The 14080-nt window shown below is 39.1% G+C and carries 14 protein-coding genes; 7 read left to right on the top strand and 7 right to left on the bottom strand.

Annotation, left to right across the window (positions count from 1 at the left end):
• Positions 1-11: 11 nt before the first annotated feature.
• On the top strand, positions 12-1004 hold the full coding sequence (locus FTT92_RS13280) for a glycosyltransferase family 4 protein (RefSeq protein ID WP_180172345.1): 993 nt from the start codon (positions 12-14) through the stop codon (positions 1002-1004).
• Position 1005: 1 nt separating this feature from the next.
• Here the strand turns inward: FTT92_RS13280 and FTT92_RS13275 are convergent, their stop codons facing one another.
• Complete coding sequence (locus FTT92_RS13275; RefSeq protein ID WP_180172344.1) at positions 1006-1890, bottom strand: hypothetical protein; 885 nt, start codon at positions 1888-1890, stop codon at positions 1006-1008.
• Positions 1891-1991: 101 nt separating this feature from the next.
• Between FTT92_RS13275 and FTT92_RS13270 the strand changes: the two genes are divergently transcribed.
• Positions 1992-2747 carry a glycosyltransferase family 25 protein gene (locus FTT92_RS13270; protein WP_180024549.1) on the top strand — a complete coding sequence of 252 codons (756 nt, stop codon included), beginning with the start codon at positions 1992-1994 and terminating at the stop codon, positions 2745-2747.
• A gap of 154 nt (positions 2748-2901) precedes the next feature.
• On the opposite strand, the gene FTT92_RS13265 is transcribed toward FTT92_RS13270, so the two are convergent.
• The 4 genes from FTT92_RS13265 to FTT92_RS13250 form a co-directional block, all read right to left on the bottom strand.
• Positions 2902-3123 carry a hypothetical protein gene (locus FTT92_RS13265; RefSeq protein ID WP_180022426.1) on the bottom strand — a complete coding sequence of 74 codons (222 nt, stop codon included), beginning with the start codon at positions 3121-3123 and terminating at the stop codon, positions 2902-2904.
• A gap of 125 nt (positions 3124-3248) precedes the next feature.
• Positions 3249-4115, bottom strand: a complete 867-nt coding sequence (locus FTT92_RS13260; protein ID WP_180172343.1) for a lysophospholipid acyltransferase family protein — start codon at positions 4113-4115, stop codon at positions 3249-3251.
• A 315-nt stretch (positions 4116-4430) separates the two neighbouring features.
• On the bottom strand, positions 4431-6215 hold the full coding sequence (gene aspS / locus FTT92_RS13255; protein ID WP_180172342.1) for an aspartate--tRNA ligase: 1785 nt from the start codon (positions 6213-6215) through the stop codon (positions 4431-4433).
• Positions 6216-6363: 148 nt separating this feature from the next.
• A complete protein-coding gene (locus FTT92_RS13250) occupies positions 6364-7155 on the bottom strand; it encodes a DUF4184 family protein (protein WP_180172341.1) in 792 nt (263 codons plus the stop codon).
• Between the two features lie 146 nt (positions 7156-7301).
• Between FTT92_RS13250 and znuD the strand changes: the two genes are divergently transcribed.
• The gene (gene znuD, locus FTT92_RS13245; RefSeq protein WP_180172340.1) at positions 7302-9386 is read left to right on the top strand and encodes a zinc piracy TonB-dependent receptor ZnuD; all 2085 of its coding nucleotides are present in this window, start codon (positions 7302-7304) and stop codon (positions 9384-9386) included.
• A 109-nt stretch (positions 9387-9495) separates the two neighbouring features.
• Positions 9496-10962, top strand: a complete 1467-nt coding sequence (locus FTT92_RS13240; RefSeq protein ID WP_180172339.1) for a phospholipase D family protein — start codon at positions 9496-9498, stop codon at positions 10960-10962.
• A gap of 87 nt (positions 10963-11049) precedes the next feature.
• Here the strand turns inward: FTT92_RS13240 and FTT92_RS13235 are convergent, their stop codons facing one another.
• A complete protein-coding gene (locus FTT92_RS13235) occupies positions 11050-11508 on the bottom strand; it encodes a hypothetical protein (protein WP_180172338.1) in 459 nt (152 codons plus the stop codon).
• 183 nt (positions 11509-11691) lie between these two features.
• On the opposite strand from FTT92_RS13235, the gene FTT92_RS13230 reads away from it, so the two are divergent.
• Positions 11692-12165, top strand: a complete 474-nt coding sequence (locus FTT92_RS13230; protein ID WP_373684120.1) for an RcnB family protein — start codon at positions 11692-11694, stop codon at positions 12163-12165.
• 68 nt (positions 12166-12233) lie between these two features.
• Here the strand turns inward: FTT92_RS13230 and FTT92_RS13225 are convergent, their stop codons facing one another.
• A complete protein-coding gene (locus FTT92_RS13225; RefSeq protein WP_078194156.1) occupies positions 12234-12731 on the bottom strand; it encodes a phosphate-starvation-inducible protein PsiE in 498 nt (165 codons plus the stop codon).
• 155 nt (positions 12732-12886) lie between these two features.
• On the opposite strand from FTT92_RS13225, the gene FTT92_RS13220 reads away from it, so the two are divergent.
• Positions 12887-13519, top strand: a complete 633-nt coding sequence (locus tag FTT92_RS13220) for an FMN-binding negative transcriptional regulator (protein ID WP_180172337.1) — start codon at positions 12887-12889, stop codon at positions 13517-13519.
• A 14-nt stretch (positions 13520-13533) separates the two neighbouring features.
• Positions 13534-14079 (top strand): GNAT family N-acetyltransferase, encoded by a 546-nt coding sequence (locus FTT92_RS13215; protein ID WP_180172336.1) that lies wholly within the window; start codon positions 13534-13536, stop codon positions 14077-14079.
• Position 14080: the final 1 nt, after the last annotated feature.

The raw sequence follows: 14080 nt of genomic DNA, 5'->3' as shown, positions 1-14080 counted from the left end.
TCGGGGTAACCATGAAAATTGTACAAGTTATGGCAACAAATGGTGGTATGGGGGGGCTTGAAAAACATACCCTGGATTTATGTCATGGATTAGCACAACATCATGAAGTTCATTTAATTGCAGATCAATCTTATCAGCAAAAGCTCAGTGCGAATATTACATTGCACGCTGTTGATTTTTCAAGAAGCCGATGGAATCCATTTCTTATTTATGAGTTAGTTGAAAAAATAAAACAGCTGCAACCCGATATTTTGCATGTGCAGGCAAGTAAAGCAGCAAGCATTTTAGCCCCTTGGTTGAAGCAATTTTCGTGTAAAAATATTGTGACCGTGCATGGTATGAAGAGTAATTTAAAACCATTTATGGCCTTTGATCAGATCATTGCTGTAAGTGGAAAAATTAAAGAGGAGTTTCCTGCTTCACAGTCGGTTCAAGTGATTTGGAATGGCGGGAATCAACTCCTTAGCCCAGTCAAAGATATAGTTATAAAGAAAAATAAGCCTATTATTGCTTTAGCGATTGGACGTTTAGAAACGGTCAAAGGGTTTCATATCCTGATTGAAGCATGGAGAAACATCAATAGCGAACTATGGATAGTGGGGGATGGAACTCAATATCAAGTTTTAAAAACTCAAATTGCTCAGCTTAATTTAAATGACCGCGTGAAATTACTGGGTTTTCGTTCAGACATTCCAGAGCTATTAACGCAAGCAGACTGTTTAGTGATTTCTTCTTTGAAAGAAGGGGGGCCGATTACACTGGCCGAAGCATTATTGAGTCATACACCGGTGTTATCTTCTAATGTGGGAATGGTTGCCGACTTTATTGATGAGCAGTTTATATGTGAACCGGACTCTGTTGAACAGATGGCGAGTTTAATTTCTAGCGCGTTAAAACCAAAAGCACAAATGCTTCCTCTATTTGAGAAAGCATTTATAAAAGCAGAACAGAACCTAAAATTTGAGTCAATGTTGGCACAAACTGAAAATCTGTATCGAAACTAAGTTACAAATCTTTAGGCGTTTCACGAATTGCGTCTATCACCATATGCTGGTTAAAAATATTAAAGGTATGACAGCCATTATCATTTGGATGCCATTCACTATCTAATTTTATCCAAAATTTTTCTTCATAGTGCTCTGGGGAAAGTTTGGTAATCTCGTTGAGGTCTAAACTCCCACCATAGCGCTTGAGAGAATCCTGTGATGGACGGACTAACTTATCATTAATTGTGGTCAAGTGACCGCCTGGGCGATATTGCACAATTCCTTTTTTAACAGGGTTTTGGGGATGTGATTTCCAATCGCTGCTCAGTAGATGGTCACTATAAAAAATATGGAGTTCATTGCCATACTTTTTTGAATATTTATTTTTGATTGCAGTAAATAGATACCACATTCCATTTTGATAATAAGGGGTAGTATCCGCAGCGTTTACATCATTTACTAATATGCGATCAAATTCCCATGAAAATGGAAAATTTGTACATTTCCATAACTCGATACTTTTATTGGCTGCACTTTCAGGAATCATATACCACGTATCTTCGTGTTTGAATACACAGGGATAAGAGAGATGATAAGAACATTGAATAATTGGAGTAGGTGGACTGTATTGACCATCCTGAAAAACTTCCATGACAGATAAATAACCAACAGGATGCTCAGGTGAAATTTCTTCAATAAAAATATATGTACGTCCATTTTCTTCTACGATAAATGGATCGGCATAAACGTGCCCTTCTGGTGCATGAATCTCATGTAAGGATGGAATTTGCTGTGGTTTAAAAGGCTGGTGTAGTTTGCCAAAGCGGAGATACCATCTAGAGTTAAATTTTAACTCTCTTTTTTTTTGTAGAAATGAAAACCATTTTTTTACAATAAACCGCATATATAACTCTATTTTTAATTAAGATTCTCGAACAATTGAATAATTAAACAGACAAATGATATGATTTAGCTATAAATTTAGCATTTATTTTGAAACAGTTCATGAAAAAATATGTGATTTCTATTGAGAAAGAAAATAGTGAACGACTAGTGGGCTTTTTTCAGCAAAGAATATTTAGAAATTCAAGTTCATTTAATAAAATTGGCGTTGCTGGTAAAAAATTAACAGTTGATGAGTATTTTCATTTGGGGGTATTAGGAAAAACTAGACCTTTAACGCCAGGTGAATTAGGTTGTACACTTTCTCATTTAAAAGCTTATCAAGACTTTTTAGATACAGATGCTAAATTGGCATTTGTATTTGAAGATGATGCAATTTCACTATTAAGTGAGATTGATTTTGATGAGTTTTATTCACATATAAAAAAATTGAGCTTAAAATCTACATTTTTTCTTAGTTTAGGTGGTATTCAGCTCAGTTGTTCTAAAAATGTCTATGGTAGATTTATTGAGCAAAAAATATTTGGGCGCAATATATTGAAGATTCATCCTTTTTTTATTGAAAATATGGCGTCCGCATATGCTTATGTTATAGATAGAGCAATGGCAGAAGTTTTAGTTAAATATCATGAATCACCGAACCTCTCTGATCAATGGGCAGACTTAATTGTTGAATACCCTCAAGTAAATTTTTATGCATCTTATCTTTTTGAACATCCTCCTATATTAGATGTAGATAAAGATAGTCACTTGCAAAAAGAAAGACAGCAAATACAATTAACAATACGTAAGAAAAAAAGATATATAAATAAATATAAAAAGAAAATTATGAAAATATTCTTAAGTAAGTATAAATAATTGAATAAGAATAATTTATTCTGTTTTTATAAAATTATATCCTACTTTATTTCTAAATAAAATTTCATGTAAATATAAAGTAGGTCAAATTTTTAGTTAACAGTTTATAAAATTTCTAAACTATTTAATTTTATAAAAGAGACTTTAGAGTGTTTTAAGAGTCCTTTTCCGCATTACCTTTCAACACCATATAAATCAAACCGACAAAGATTAATAATGCACCTGCAAGGCTGCTGACACAGAATAAAACGATTCGGTTATAGGTGGTTAAGTTGAATAATTCATTGGCTAAAATGTAGCGCATGAACAACCATTGTACGACAGAAAAAACAATCAACACGATTGCACGACGACGGACTTCAGGACGCATAGCCATAGGAGAATCACTTAAAGTGGAAATTGAGGCTATTATGCCACTGTCGATAATCGATCTCAATTCAATAAGATTAATCCAAGTCTGTGGAACACAAATCTACAGGTTGAGATGTTCTCAGATCACCTTTATTTGCGGTACATATTGATATTGCCAAAGCAGACCCGAAAGCGTTTATAAGACCAGATATACTGTTCTGGTGCTTGGTCAATGATCTCTTGCATGGCAATGTTGAGCGTGTCGACAGAGGATTGTAAGTCTTTAGATAAAATCTCGTCTGCTAAGGTTTGGCAATGCACATCAAAATACCGTAGGTTAGGTTGTCGAATACAACTTAAACCAATGACATTACATTGTATTTTTGCAGCAAGCTTTGAAACCAGTGTAATTGATAAAGTATTTTGCCCAAAAAAATTGGAATAAATGCCGCCTGAAGGCTTTGGTAAATGGTCTGGTAAAATGACTGTTAGGCCACCTTGTTTCAAATGCTTAAAAATGGCACGGATCCCTGTTTCATCTGTAGGAACGAGTGTTGCGTTAAACTTTTCGCGTGCTTCTAAAAGATATCGGTTTATACCTTTATTTTTATTTGGTTTATACATAATCATGGGTTCTGTATACAGATTCAGCCATGCATTGAGTAATTCCCAGCAGCCAAAATGAGGAACCACCACGATCACACCTTTTTTATTTGCCAGTGCTTCCGTGAGGATATTTTCACCATAAATGTTTTTCAATAAGTTCAGGCTATAACTTGGTGGCATACCCCAACATTTAATAAATTCAATATAGGTCAGGCATTGGCTGCGGATACTTTGATTGATGAGCTGTCTCTGCACAGTCTCTGACAAATCTGGGTAGGCCAGTTGAATGTTGATGCTAGTGATACGTTTGATCGATGAATTAAATAGATTAAGAATAAACGCGATCATCAAGGCGAAGTTTTGTAACAGCCAAAGTGGCAATAGCGCGATGATTTTGAATATAAAGTACATGGATCACAAGGTCTCAAAATTTACAGCATGGAATAAAATAAATTTTGCCAAGAGACCGGACTTATTCAGTGAAAAGTACAAAAAGATCTGAATCTAAAAACAAAATAATTGGAAGTAGAAAATTGAGCTGTCCATTGCTCAAAGGATGTAGTGAAACATCATAACGTACTTGAAGCGTTTTGATATTAGCAAAGTAAATCAAATCTTTAATTTATGTTTTGTAGGTTTTCTACCACCTTTTGTAGGTTGACATAAAAAAACCCTGCATAGCGCAGGGTTTTTTGAAACTTAAAATCTAAATCTTAAAATGTAAGATTATTTAGATTCTTCAGCTTTTGGTTTTTCACGTAAGCGAATACCTAAGTCACGTAATTGGTTCGCTTCAACTGGCGCAGGCGCTTGAGTCAGTGGACATTCAGCAGTCTTAGTTTTCGGGAATGCAATCACGTCACGGATAGAAGATGCACCAGTCATCAACATCACTAAACGGTCAAGACCGAATGCTAAACCACCGTGAGGAGGCGCACCGAATTTCAACGCATTTAACAAGAAGCTGAATTTCTCTTCTGCTTCTTCTTCAGAAATACCAAGCGCTTCGAAGATCGCTTTTTGCATTTCTAGGTTATAAATACGAAGTGAACCACCACCGATTTCAGTACCGTTCAATACCATATCGTAAGCAACAGACAATGCCGCACCTGGATTGTTCTTCACTTCTTCAACGCTTGATTTAGGAAGCGTGAATGGGTGGTGAACAGATGTCCATTTGCCATCGTCAGTTTCTTCAAACATTGGGAAGTCAACAACCCAAAGTGGTGCCCACTCGCAAGTTGCAAGTTTCATGTCGTGACCGACTTTGATACGTAAAGCACCCATCGCATCGTTTACGATTTTCGCTTTATCTGCACCGAAGAATACGATATCGCCATTTTCAGCGCCAACACGTTTCAATAGATCAAGCACGATTGGCTCGATGAATTTAACGATTGGAGATTGAAGACCTTCAATACCTTTTTCAAGTTCGTTGACTTTGATGTAAGCCAAGCCTTTCGCGCCATAAATGCCAACGAATTTAGTGTATTCGTCAATTTGGCTACGTGGAAGCGCGCCAGCACCTGGTACGCGAAGCGCAACAATACGGCCTTTAGGATCTTTTGCAGGACCTGCGAATACTTTGAACTCAACGTCTTGCATCATGTCTGCAACATCAACAAGTTTCAAAGGAATACGTAAGTCAGGTTTATCAGATGCATAGTCACGCATTGCATCTGCATATGTCATACGTGGGAACTTGTCGAACTGAACGTTTAGAAGTTCTTTGAACATCTTAACCGTTAAACGTTCCATTAAATCCATAATGTCATCGTCACTCATGAACGATGTTTCAACGTCGATTTGTGTGAATTCAGGTTGACGGTCAGCACGTAAGTCTTCATCACGGAAACATTTCGCGATTTGGTAGTAACGATCAATACCGCCAACCATTAACAACTGTTTGAACAATTGTGGAGATTGTGGAAGTGCGTAGAAGCTACCGTTAGAAACACGACTTGGTACTAAATAGTCACGCGCACCTTCAGGAGTCGCACGCGTTAAAATAGGTGTTTCAACGTCTAAGAAACCATTTTCTTCGAAGTAGTTACGAATAAGGTTTGTTAATTTAGAACGGAAACGAAGACGATCTAACATTTCTGGACGACGGATATCCAAGAAACGATATTTCAAACGTACTTCTTCAGAAATATTTGTGTTGTCGTCATTCAATGGGAATGGCGGAGTTTCAGACGCAGCAAGAACTTCAATTTCTTTGCCTAAAACTTCGATTTGACCACTCACGATATTCGCGTTTTCAGTACCTTCGTAACGACGACGTACACGGCCTGTAATTTTTAATACGAATTCTGAACGTGATTTATCAGCAGTCGCGAAAGCTTCAGGAGTATCAGGGTCAATCACTACTTGAACAAGGCCATCACGGTCGCGCATGTCAAGGAAGATTACACCACCGTGGTCACGGCGACGGTGAACCCAACCGCATAATGTAACGGTTTGGTCGATTTGGGCTTCAGTAAGTGAGCCGCAGTAATGAGTTCGCATCATAGCGTTAGAAATCCAACTATATGGGTTAAGGTCAGCGAATACGTAAACAGCGTACCGCTTTTATTCGAATAGGGGATTATGCCTCTTTTTGGCTGTTTTGTCACAAGGACTTATTGCTAAAACAGCCAAATTTACAGCAAATTTTCGCTCAATGAAGGGCTTTAGCCGATGACGTTGAAAAAATGTTGCTGCTCTTGCTTAAGATCAGAAATATCAGACTACCGAGGCTAAACGTGGCCAAAAATGCACGAAAAAAATAATTAATGGCTTTGCCGACATAGGCATAGAGGTCATGCACAAAGGCATCTGAATAAATACTGTCAGCAAAATAAAAATAACTTGCGATTCCCGCAGCTAAAGACAGGGCCGCTAAACCATATACATAGACTTTGATGGATGTGGGGACGTTTGCAGTACTTCGATAGTGAAGATGATGACGATAAATCATCCATGCCAAAATGGGGAGTGCCAAGCCAGATAATCCAATTTGCAACACACGATGTAGGGGATATGAATGACCAAAAAATGGAATCGGCAGACTTAAGAGATCTTTAAAAGCAAAGGTACGAAAGTCAACATGGGTCAAGCCATCCCAAACAATATGCGTCGAAGTTCCAATGATGAGTGCGAGGATGAGACTTAGGATAAACCCACAGAATTGATTAAGACTCTGTAGATGCAGCGGCTTATTTAAACCAAAAAAAGCAAATAACATCGGGCGATAGAGCACATACCACAGCACACAAAACAGCAAACCAAGGATTAAGTTTGGAAAAATTAACCCCGACCATTGATGTGAACCTGCATAGTCAGCATTAGTAAATAAACGGAATAAATCTGGCACCATGCTACCAATTGCGAGTGCTGCAATAGGCAGGCGGTTTCCGCTTAACTTGGAAATAGGTGGTGCGAGTACAGCATGGGATATGGTAAAAGGCATTGAACTAAAATAAATATATGAATAAATACAATGTAGTATCGGTGAGTGTATATGATTTGGGCAGATTAGAATGTTTTTTATTGCAAAATAAATGAAATGTTATATTATAACATTGTTCAAAAATAGCCTGATTTGAGTCTCTCCAAATGTCTTTTCATAAGAATTTAATAACTGTTTCGATTTTTGCAGTGATTGCACCCAACCTTTATGCCGATGACCCAGAACAACAGGTACAAAAGCTCGAAGCGATTAATGTTCAGGTCCATCCTTTAAACCAAAGTGCGGCAGATTTTGCTGTTGCCGATAATGTCATTCAACATAAAGCCCTTGCACAAGGTGGCGTCACAATTGGTGATGCGTTAGCCGGACAGCCGGGTGTATATTCAAATCAGTTTGGTGCAGGTTCAAGTCGTCCTGTGCTGCGTGGTCAAGATGGCCCTCGTGTCAAAGTTTTAGAACACGCCTCAGAGACTGCTGATGTTTCGACCTTATCTCCTGACCATGCGGTTACGGTAGATCCGATTTTGGCAAAACAAATTGAAGTGATCCGTGGGCCATCAACGCTGTTATACGCGGCAGGCACAGTTGGCGGTTTGGTTAATGTGACGGATCAAAAGATTCCTACCTCTATTCCTGATAAAGGTTATGAAGGGCAAGTTGGGGTTCGTTATAACTCAGGCAGTGATGAAAAATTGGCGAGTGCCGGTGTGACGGCTGCTTTAGGTGAGCAATTTGCCATCCGTGTAGAAGGCTCGAAACGTAAAGCCAATGACTATATTGCACCCAATTATTTTCATGATCATGATGGCGAATTAGAAAAAGAACGCCGTGTCGGCAACACCTTTGCAGAAGGGCAAAATGTCAGTGTAGGTGCGTCATGGATTCATGATCGAGGTTTTGCGGGTCTGTCTTATACGAATCGTCAAGACCAATATGGCTTGCCGGGGCATAGTCATGAATATGAAAGCTGTCATCCACATGATGACCATCTACACTGTGATGGTCATGATAACCATGGGCATACCGATGAACATGATCATTCAGCGCATGACGAACATGATCACGATCATGATGCCGCAGGCCCATGGGTCGACTTAAAGTCAGAACGCTATGATTTCCGTACTGAATTGGCTGAGCCGTTTGCAGGATTCCAAAAACTACGTGCGCATGCGAGTTATACGGACTATAAACATGATGAAATTGAAGGTAACACCGCAGCAACCACTTTTAAAAGTAAAGGTTATGATGGCCGTTTAGAATTGGTCCATAACCCAATTGCTGAATGGGAAGGGGTAATCGGTACCCAGTACAATCAACAAAAGCTCAATATCAGTGGTGAAGAATCATTGATGAGCCCGAACAAAACGCAAAAATGGAGTGTATTTGGTTTAGAGCATAAACAATTTGGTGATTTTCATGTCGAGCTGGGCGCCCGTGTCGATCAGCAGAAAATTCAGATCGATTCTGCACAAAAAAATTATGACGATTATGGTATTTCCTACTCAGGTGCTGTGAACTGGGCGTTTGCACCCAATTATAAATTATCCTTGGTGGGTTCTCATCAAGAACGCTTACCATTGGCACAAGAGCTTTATGCCAACGGTAAGCACTTTGCGACCAATACCTATGAACGCGGAAATGAAAATCTGGATGTGGAAAAATCCAATAATCTAGAACTGGGTTTCCATTACGAAAAAGATCAGTTGGATTATCACGTTCATGTTTACCACAACTGGTATGACAACTACATTTATGCTGCAACCAAAGATAATTTTGAAAACTTCCGCTTAGTTGATTACACCCAAGACAAAGCCAAGTTCTATGGTGCTGAAGCGCAAGCGGGTTATGCAGTGAATGACATGTATAAACTGAGTGTATTTGGTGATTATGTGCGTGGCAAAATTGATGGTGAAAATGCGCCACGTGTGCCTGCAGGGCGCTTAGGAACCAAGGTCGATGTTGACTTTGCCGATGGTTGGTCAGGTCTTGCAGAATATTCACATGTATTCAAACAAGACAAAATTACTGCATTTGAGCGTGAAACAGATGGCTACAATATGGTGAATTTGGGTGTGGCCTATAGTGGTCAATTGAAAGATCAAAATGATTATCGAGTCTATTTCAAAGCCAATAATTTATTGGATGAAGATGTTTATTCTCACACGTCATTCCTTGCCAATATTCCACAAGTCGGTCGTAATTTTATAGTTGGTCTTGAATTTGGTTTCTAATTGAATGTGCACAGACTTTTCTAAGTAAGTCTAGGTAAAGTCACAGAAATCCTCTTGAAAAATCAATGAATAAAACCTAGTCTGAGCGCATTAGACTAGGTTTTTTCTTATGCGCATCATTCAACGAATACATCACAAGCTCAATTGGTCACGTCGTCGCTATGTGGGTGTGGTCATTGGTTTATTGGTTTTAGGTTATTTGGCCTCGGCAACCTATCACACGCTAAAGCCACTCCCAGAAGGGTTGAACTACACGGGAAAACTTCGCCATGCTGAAGTGAACTTTTTAGTGGATGAAACCTATATCGATGCGCAAGGAAAGCAGCAACAGGAACATCGAATTTTTAAAGAAATGCTGAAAATGATCGAAGAAGCGCAGTCGACCATTGTGTTGGATATGTTTCTCTTTAATCCTCAAGTTGGCGACTCTCAACTTGAACATGAGCAGCTGACGCAAGAATTAACCGATGCGCTGATTTTGAAGCGCCGATTATCACCACAAGTTGAAATTTTTGTCATTACCGATCCAGTGAACTCCGTTTATGGCGGCATTCAACCGGAACATTATCGTCAATTACGACAAGGGGGCATTGAGTTGATGGAAACCAATTTGGTACCGCTTCGTGCTTCCAATCCTGCATGGTCAGGCTTTTGGTATATCTGCTGTCAAGATATTGGCAATAATCCTGAACAAGGCTGGTTACCGAATCCATTAGGTACGGAAAAAGTGACGATTCGTAGTTATATGGATCTTTTCAACTTTAAAGCCAATCATCGTAAAACCTTGGTCGTAGATACTGTTGACGGTTGGAAAGGTTTGGTCACCTCTATGAATCCACATGATGGTAGCTCACGACATTCTAATGTGGCCTTAACAGTCAAAGGCATGACCGCGATTGATCTGCTAAAGACCGAGCAAGCCGTAGGCATGATGTCTAAAGCTAATATTCCATTTGTAGTGATTAAAGATGTTGAAGCCGCGAAAACTCAGCCACAGGTTCAAGTGCTGACTGAAAAAGCCATTTATGATGCCACACTCGACTTAATTGATAGTGCGAAGAAAGCTGGAACTGAAATTGATATTGCTATGTTCTACTTGTCAGAACGTAAAATTATCAAGGCACTCATTGCTGCGCATGAACGTGGCGTGAAAGTTCGTGTATTACTCGATCCGAATAAGGATGCTTTTGGACGTACCAAAAATGGTATTCCAAATCGACCTGTAGCATCCGAATTACATGAGGCGGGTATTGATGTACGTTGGTGTAATACCCAAGGTGAGCAGTGCCATAGCAAGATGATTTTAAAACGTACTGCTTATCAAGCCGATATGATTTTAGGTTCTGCCAATTTCACGGCGCGTAACTTGAAAAATTATAATTTAGAAACGGATTTACGCGTGATTGGTGTGAAAGATGCTCAAGTTTTTAAAGATGCATCACAGTACTTTAATACCGCTTGGTCAAATCTGGATGGTAAACAAATGAGTGTCGATTATAGTAAATATGCGGATGAATCGACCTTGAAATATGTGTTGTATCGCTTTATGGAATGGAGCGGAATATCTACTTTTTAGAATTGTCTTAATCTCCCAAATCCCTCTTTTAAAAAGAGGGACTTTCCTCCCTTATTTAAAGGGAGGTTAGGAGGGATTTAATCAGTTTTAATTCTTCGGTACAGGATTCGGCGGAACGATTTGATCTAAATCTTTATCCGTCATTTGATCCAATTCTTTAATATCGGTTTTGATTTTCCATTTATCGGCATCATCTACTGGTTGAGGTAAACGAGCTTCTAACCAGTCACAGATGACATCTGGTGGAAAATCGGCGTGGTTACATTGAATCACCCAAGACAGGAATTGTTTTGCTTCGCCATTCATATATGGTGGCGGAGAAACCGGTAAAAATTGAGTCGGTAAGCGTTCATTTTTAGAAATATAGTTCAATACATGGCCCAATTCTTGAACAGTTTGCCATGCTAAAGGGTGATCTACATTAATTTGAAATTTGAACCACCACGCATTTTTGCCATCGGTGCCGTAGGAGTCGATTAAGGCTTCTTGGATACTTGGTACTTTCGAAAAAAATTGATGAAGTCGGTCAAAACTTAATTCAGACACAGCATTTGATCCACTACGAAATAAAATCAATCTTAGCATAATCCAATGAAAAACAGGCTAGCTTGGAGGTGCGATCAGCTTGGTCGGAAAATTAACAAATTCTTGCATTTGATGGATTTTTATTCATTTTTTCTCCTAAAATGGGTTTTATACTTAATCTATATACCGTGAAGGAGAGCTTGAGTGAAAGCAACATTATTCTATGCAATGGCAGGTGTGATGCTGATAATGACTTCAGCCAGTACTTTTGCGGAAAACAAATGGTCAAACTATCAAGGTGTGGATACCACTAAGCGTCCACCTACTATGAATCGGCCTGGTTATCCCCAACATGGTCAAAGCTATCCACAGCATGCTCCCAATTACCCGCAGCATTACCCGAACTATCCTCATCGCCCTCAATATCCCAATTATCCAAACCGTCCATATCCACCACAGGTGCAAAATGGCATAAGTATTCAATATCAAGCACCGACTACGATTATCCAAAATTCACAAAGTTATAGCTGGGTGAATGGTGATCCTGCCAGCGCTAGTATTTCGAGTTCGACCTATACCTTTATTAGTGATTGGCAGCGTTTAGGTTTACCTGCACCCCCAAGTGGCATGTACTGGATCTTTGAAAATGGTCGCTATGTATTGGTGCCAAATAGATAAGGTTTATAACCTCTCCCTTGCGTAGCAGTGCTACTCGTCTCCTAAAAGGAGAGGGAACGAATTAGTGTTTAAGCCAATTCATCATCTTGCGGACGTGGGGTTTTTCCTTCAGGTAATGGCTTCTCGGAATGCTTATCGCGGATCACCGATGGGTAAGTCCAAGAGGCATAGCGCACAATCAAAATGGCCACAGCAAGAATGAGGATCGAACCTGTAGTAATGACCAAGCCCATATCTGCTTTATGGTCATGTTGAATGTCCGAAATCAGTAAACGGGTCAGGGCAGTAATAGCAATATAAATCAGGAAGCGTACCGGCATGTGGTTAGTTTTAAAATAAATACCGACCATGGCACCGAGTTCAAGGTAAATAAACAATAATAAAATATCGTCAATCGTGGCGAATTGTTTAACCGTAATAATTTCAAAAATAGTATGACCCGCAGACCATAAAATCATACAGCCGATGACAAACAGCGCAAGATAATGAAAACCTTCTACAGCAATATTGCCAAGTCGGTCGAGGAGGGCTTCGATTTTTTCTACTTTGGGATCACGGTGTGTCATATATATTCCTCCTGTGTATATCACTTGAATGCCCATTAAATACCAAGCAAATTTCATGCACATGAAGCGCATATGACAAAAATATTTTTTAGGTTTAATAAAGGTTTTAATGTTAAGTTTGAGCCTAAATTTTGTCCTATAAGAATGAAGCGACGATGTATCAACCAACGCATTTTAAACATGATGAACTCCCTGATCTGATTGATCTTATGCGTAAGTATGCTTTGGCGACAGTAATACTGACTGCACCCAATGGTGAGTTGGAAGTGAATCATTTACCACTAGAATATGACGCTGAGTCAGGCGAATTGGGCATATTGCGCGGTCATATTGCCAAGGCCAATCCAATGTTTGAATTGCTAAATCAGTCAGCGCAAGCCTATGTGATTTTTCATGCCGATGATGCATATATTTCGCCAAGCTGGTATGAAGGAAAACAGGAGCATCATCGCGTTGTACCGACATGGAATTACCGCGTGGTACATGTCAAAGGCAAGATACGTAAAATTGCAGATGAAAAATATTTACGAGGGCTTCTGGCTCGGTTGACTCGGCAACATGAAGCTAGCCAACCCGTGCCATGGAAAATGGGCGATGCGCCTCATGATTTTATCGCGGAACAACTGGAAAAAATTATAGCGATTGAAATCGAAATAGACTCAATTTTGGGTAAGTTTAAAGTCAGTCAAAATCGCAGCGTTGTAGATGCAATGAATGTGGCAAAAGCTTTGGAAATGTCGAATGCTGAAATGGTTGAGTCGATCAAAAAATTTTATCCCATGAAATAACAGGCTAAAGAATCATGCCCAATAGGATTGAAACTGAACGTTTATGCCTGAGAAAGTATCAGTTAGGAGATGAAATTTCATTATTTGATACATATTTTTCGAATATAGAAGCAACTCGTTATCTTCAGCGGTTACCACATTTAACGATTCAACAGACCAAGAGTGTTTTAGAAAAGTGGGCAGATCATTGTTGGTCGACAGATAATACTGATTTTGCATGGGTGATTAGTGATAAGAATACGCAGTTAGCGATGGGCTTACTGTATTTCTTCAATCAAGAAAACCATGGAGAAATACATTTTGGGTTAGGGGTGAATTTTCATGGTTGTGGTTATATGACTGAGGCCTTAATTGGGGTAATTAAGTATTTAAAGCAGAATCATGTCACGAAGGTTGTTTCATCGTTTTGTGCTGAGGAACATCTAGCATCACAAAATGTCTTAATGAAGGCAGGATTTAAACAAGATAAAGATAAAACGCATTGGGCTACATTTCCAATGCTAGACGATCAGCTCCATTCTTGTTTTACATATCGAATGGAATTAGGAGATTGTGAATAAG

Origin of the sequence: Acinetobacter sp. YH12023 (assembly GCF_013420135.1) — a bacterium.
GTDB lineage: Bacteria > Pseudomonadota > Gammaproteobacteria > Pseudomonadales > Moraxellaceae > Acinetobacter > Acinetobacter amyesii.
This window is presented reverse-complemented; position numbering and strand designations above follow the sequence as displayed.

Coding starts and splice junctions, on each gene's coding strand:
- FTT92_RS13280 (WP_180172345.1), top strand. CDS start 12: ATGAAAATTGTACAAGTTATGGCAACAAATGGTGGTATGGGGGGGCTT.
- FTT92_RS13275 (WP_180172344.1), bottom strand. CDS start 1,890: ATGCGGTTTATTGTAAAAAAATGGTTTTCATTTCTACAAAAAAAAAGA.
- FTT92_RS13270 (WP_180024549.1), top strand. CDS start 1,992: ATGAAAAAATATGTGATTTCTATTGAGAAAGAAAATAGTGAACGACTA.
- FTT92_RS13265 (WP_180022426.1), bottom strand. CDS start 3,123: ATGGCTATGCGTCCTGAAGTCCGTCGTCGTGCAATCGTGTTGATTGTT.
- FTT92_RS13260 (WP_180172343.1), bottom strand. CDS start 4,115: ATGTACTTTATATTCAAAATCATCGCGCTATTGCCACTTTGGCTGTTA.
- aspS (WP_180172342.1), bottom strand. CDS start 6,215: ATGATGCGAACTCATTACTGCGGCTCACTTACTGAAGCCCAAATCGAC.
- FTT92_RS13250 (WP_180172341.1), bottom strand. CDS start 7,155: ATGCCTTTTACCATATCCCATGCTGTACTCGCACCACCTATTTCCAAG.
- znuD (WP_180172340.1), top strand. CDS start 7,302: ATGTCTTTTCATAAGAATTTAATAACTGTTTCGATTTTTGCAGTGATT.
- FTT92_RS13240 (WP_180172339.1), top strand. CDS start 9,496: ATGCGCATCATTCAACGAATACATCACAAGCTCAATTGGTCACGTCGT.
- FTT92_RS13225 (WP_078194156.1), bottom strand. CDS start 12,731: ATGACACACCGTGATCCCAAAGTAGAAAAAATCGAAGCCCTCCTCGAC.
- FTT92_RS13220 (WP_180172337.1), top strand. CDS start 12,887: ATGTATCAACCAACGCATTTTAAACATGATGAACTCCCTGATCTGATT.
- FTT92_RS13215 (WP_180172336.1), top strand. CDS start 13,534: ATGCCCAATAGGATTGAAACTGAACGTTTATGCCTGAGAAAGTATCAG.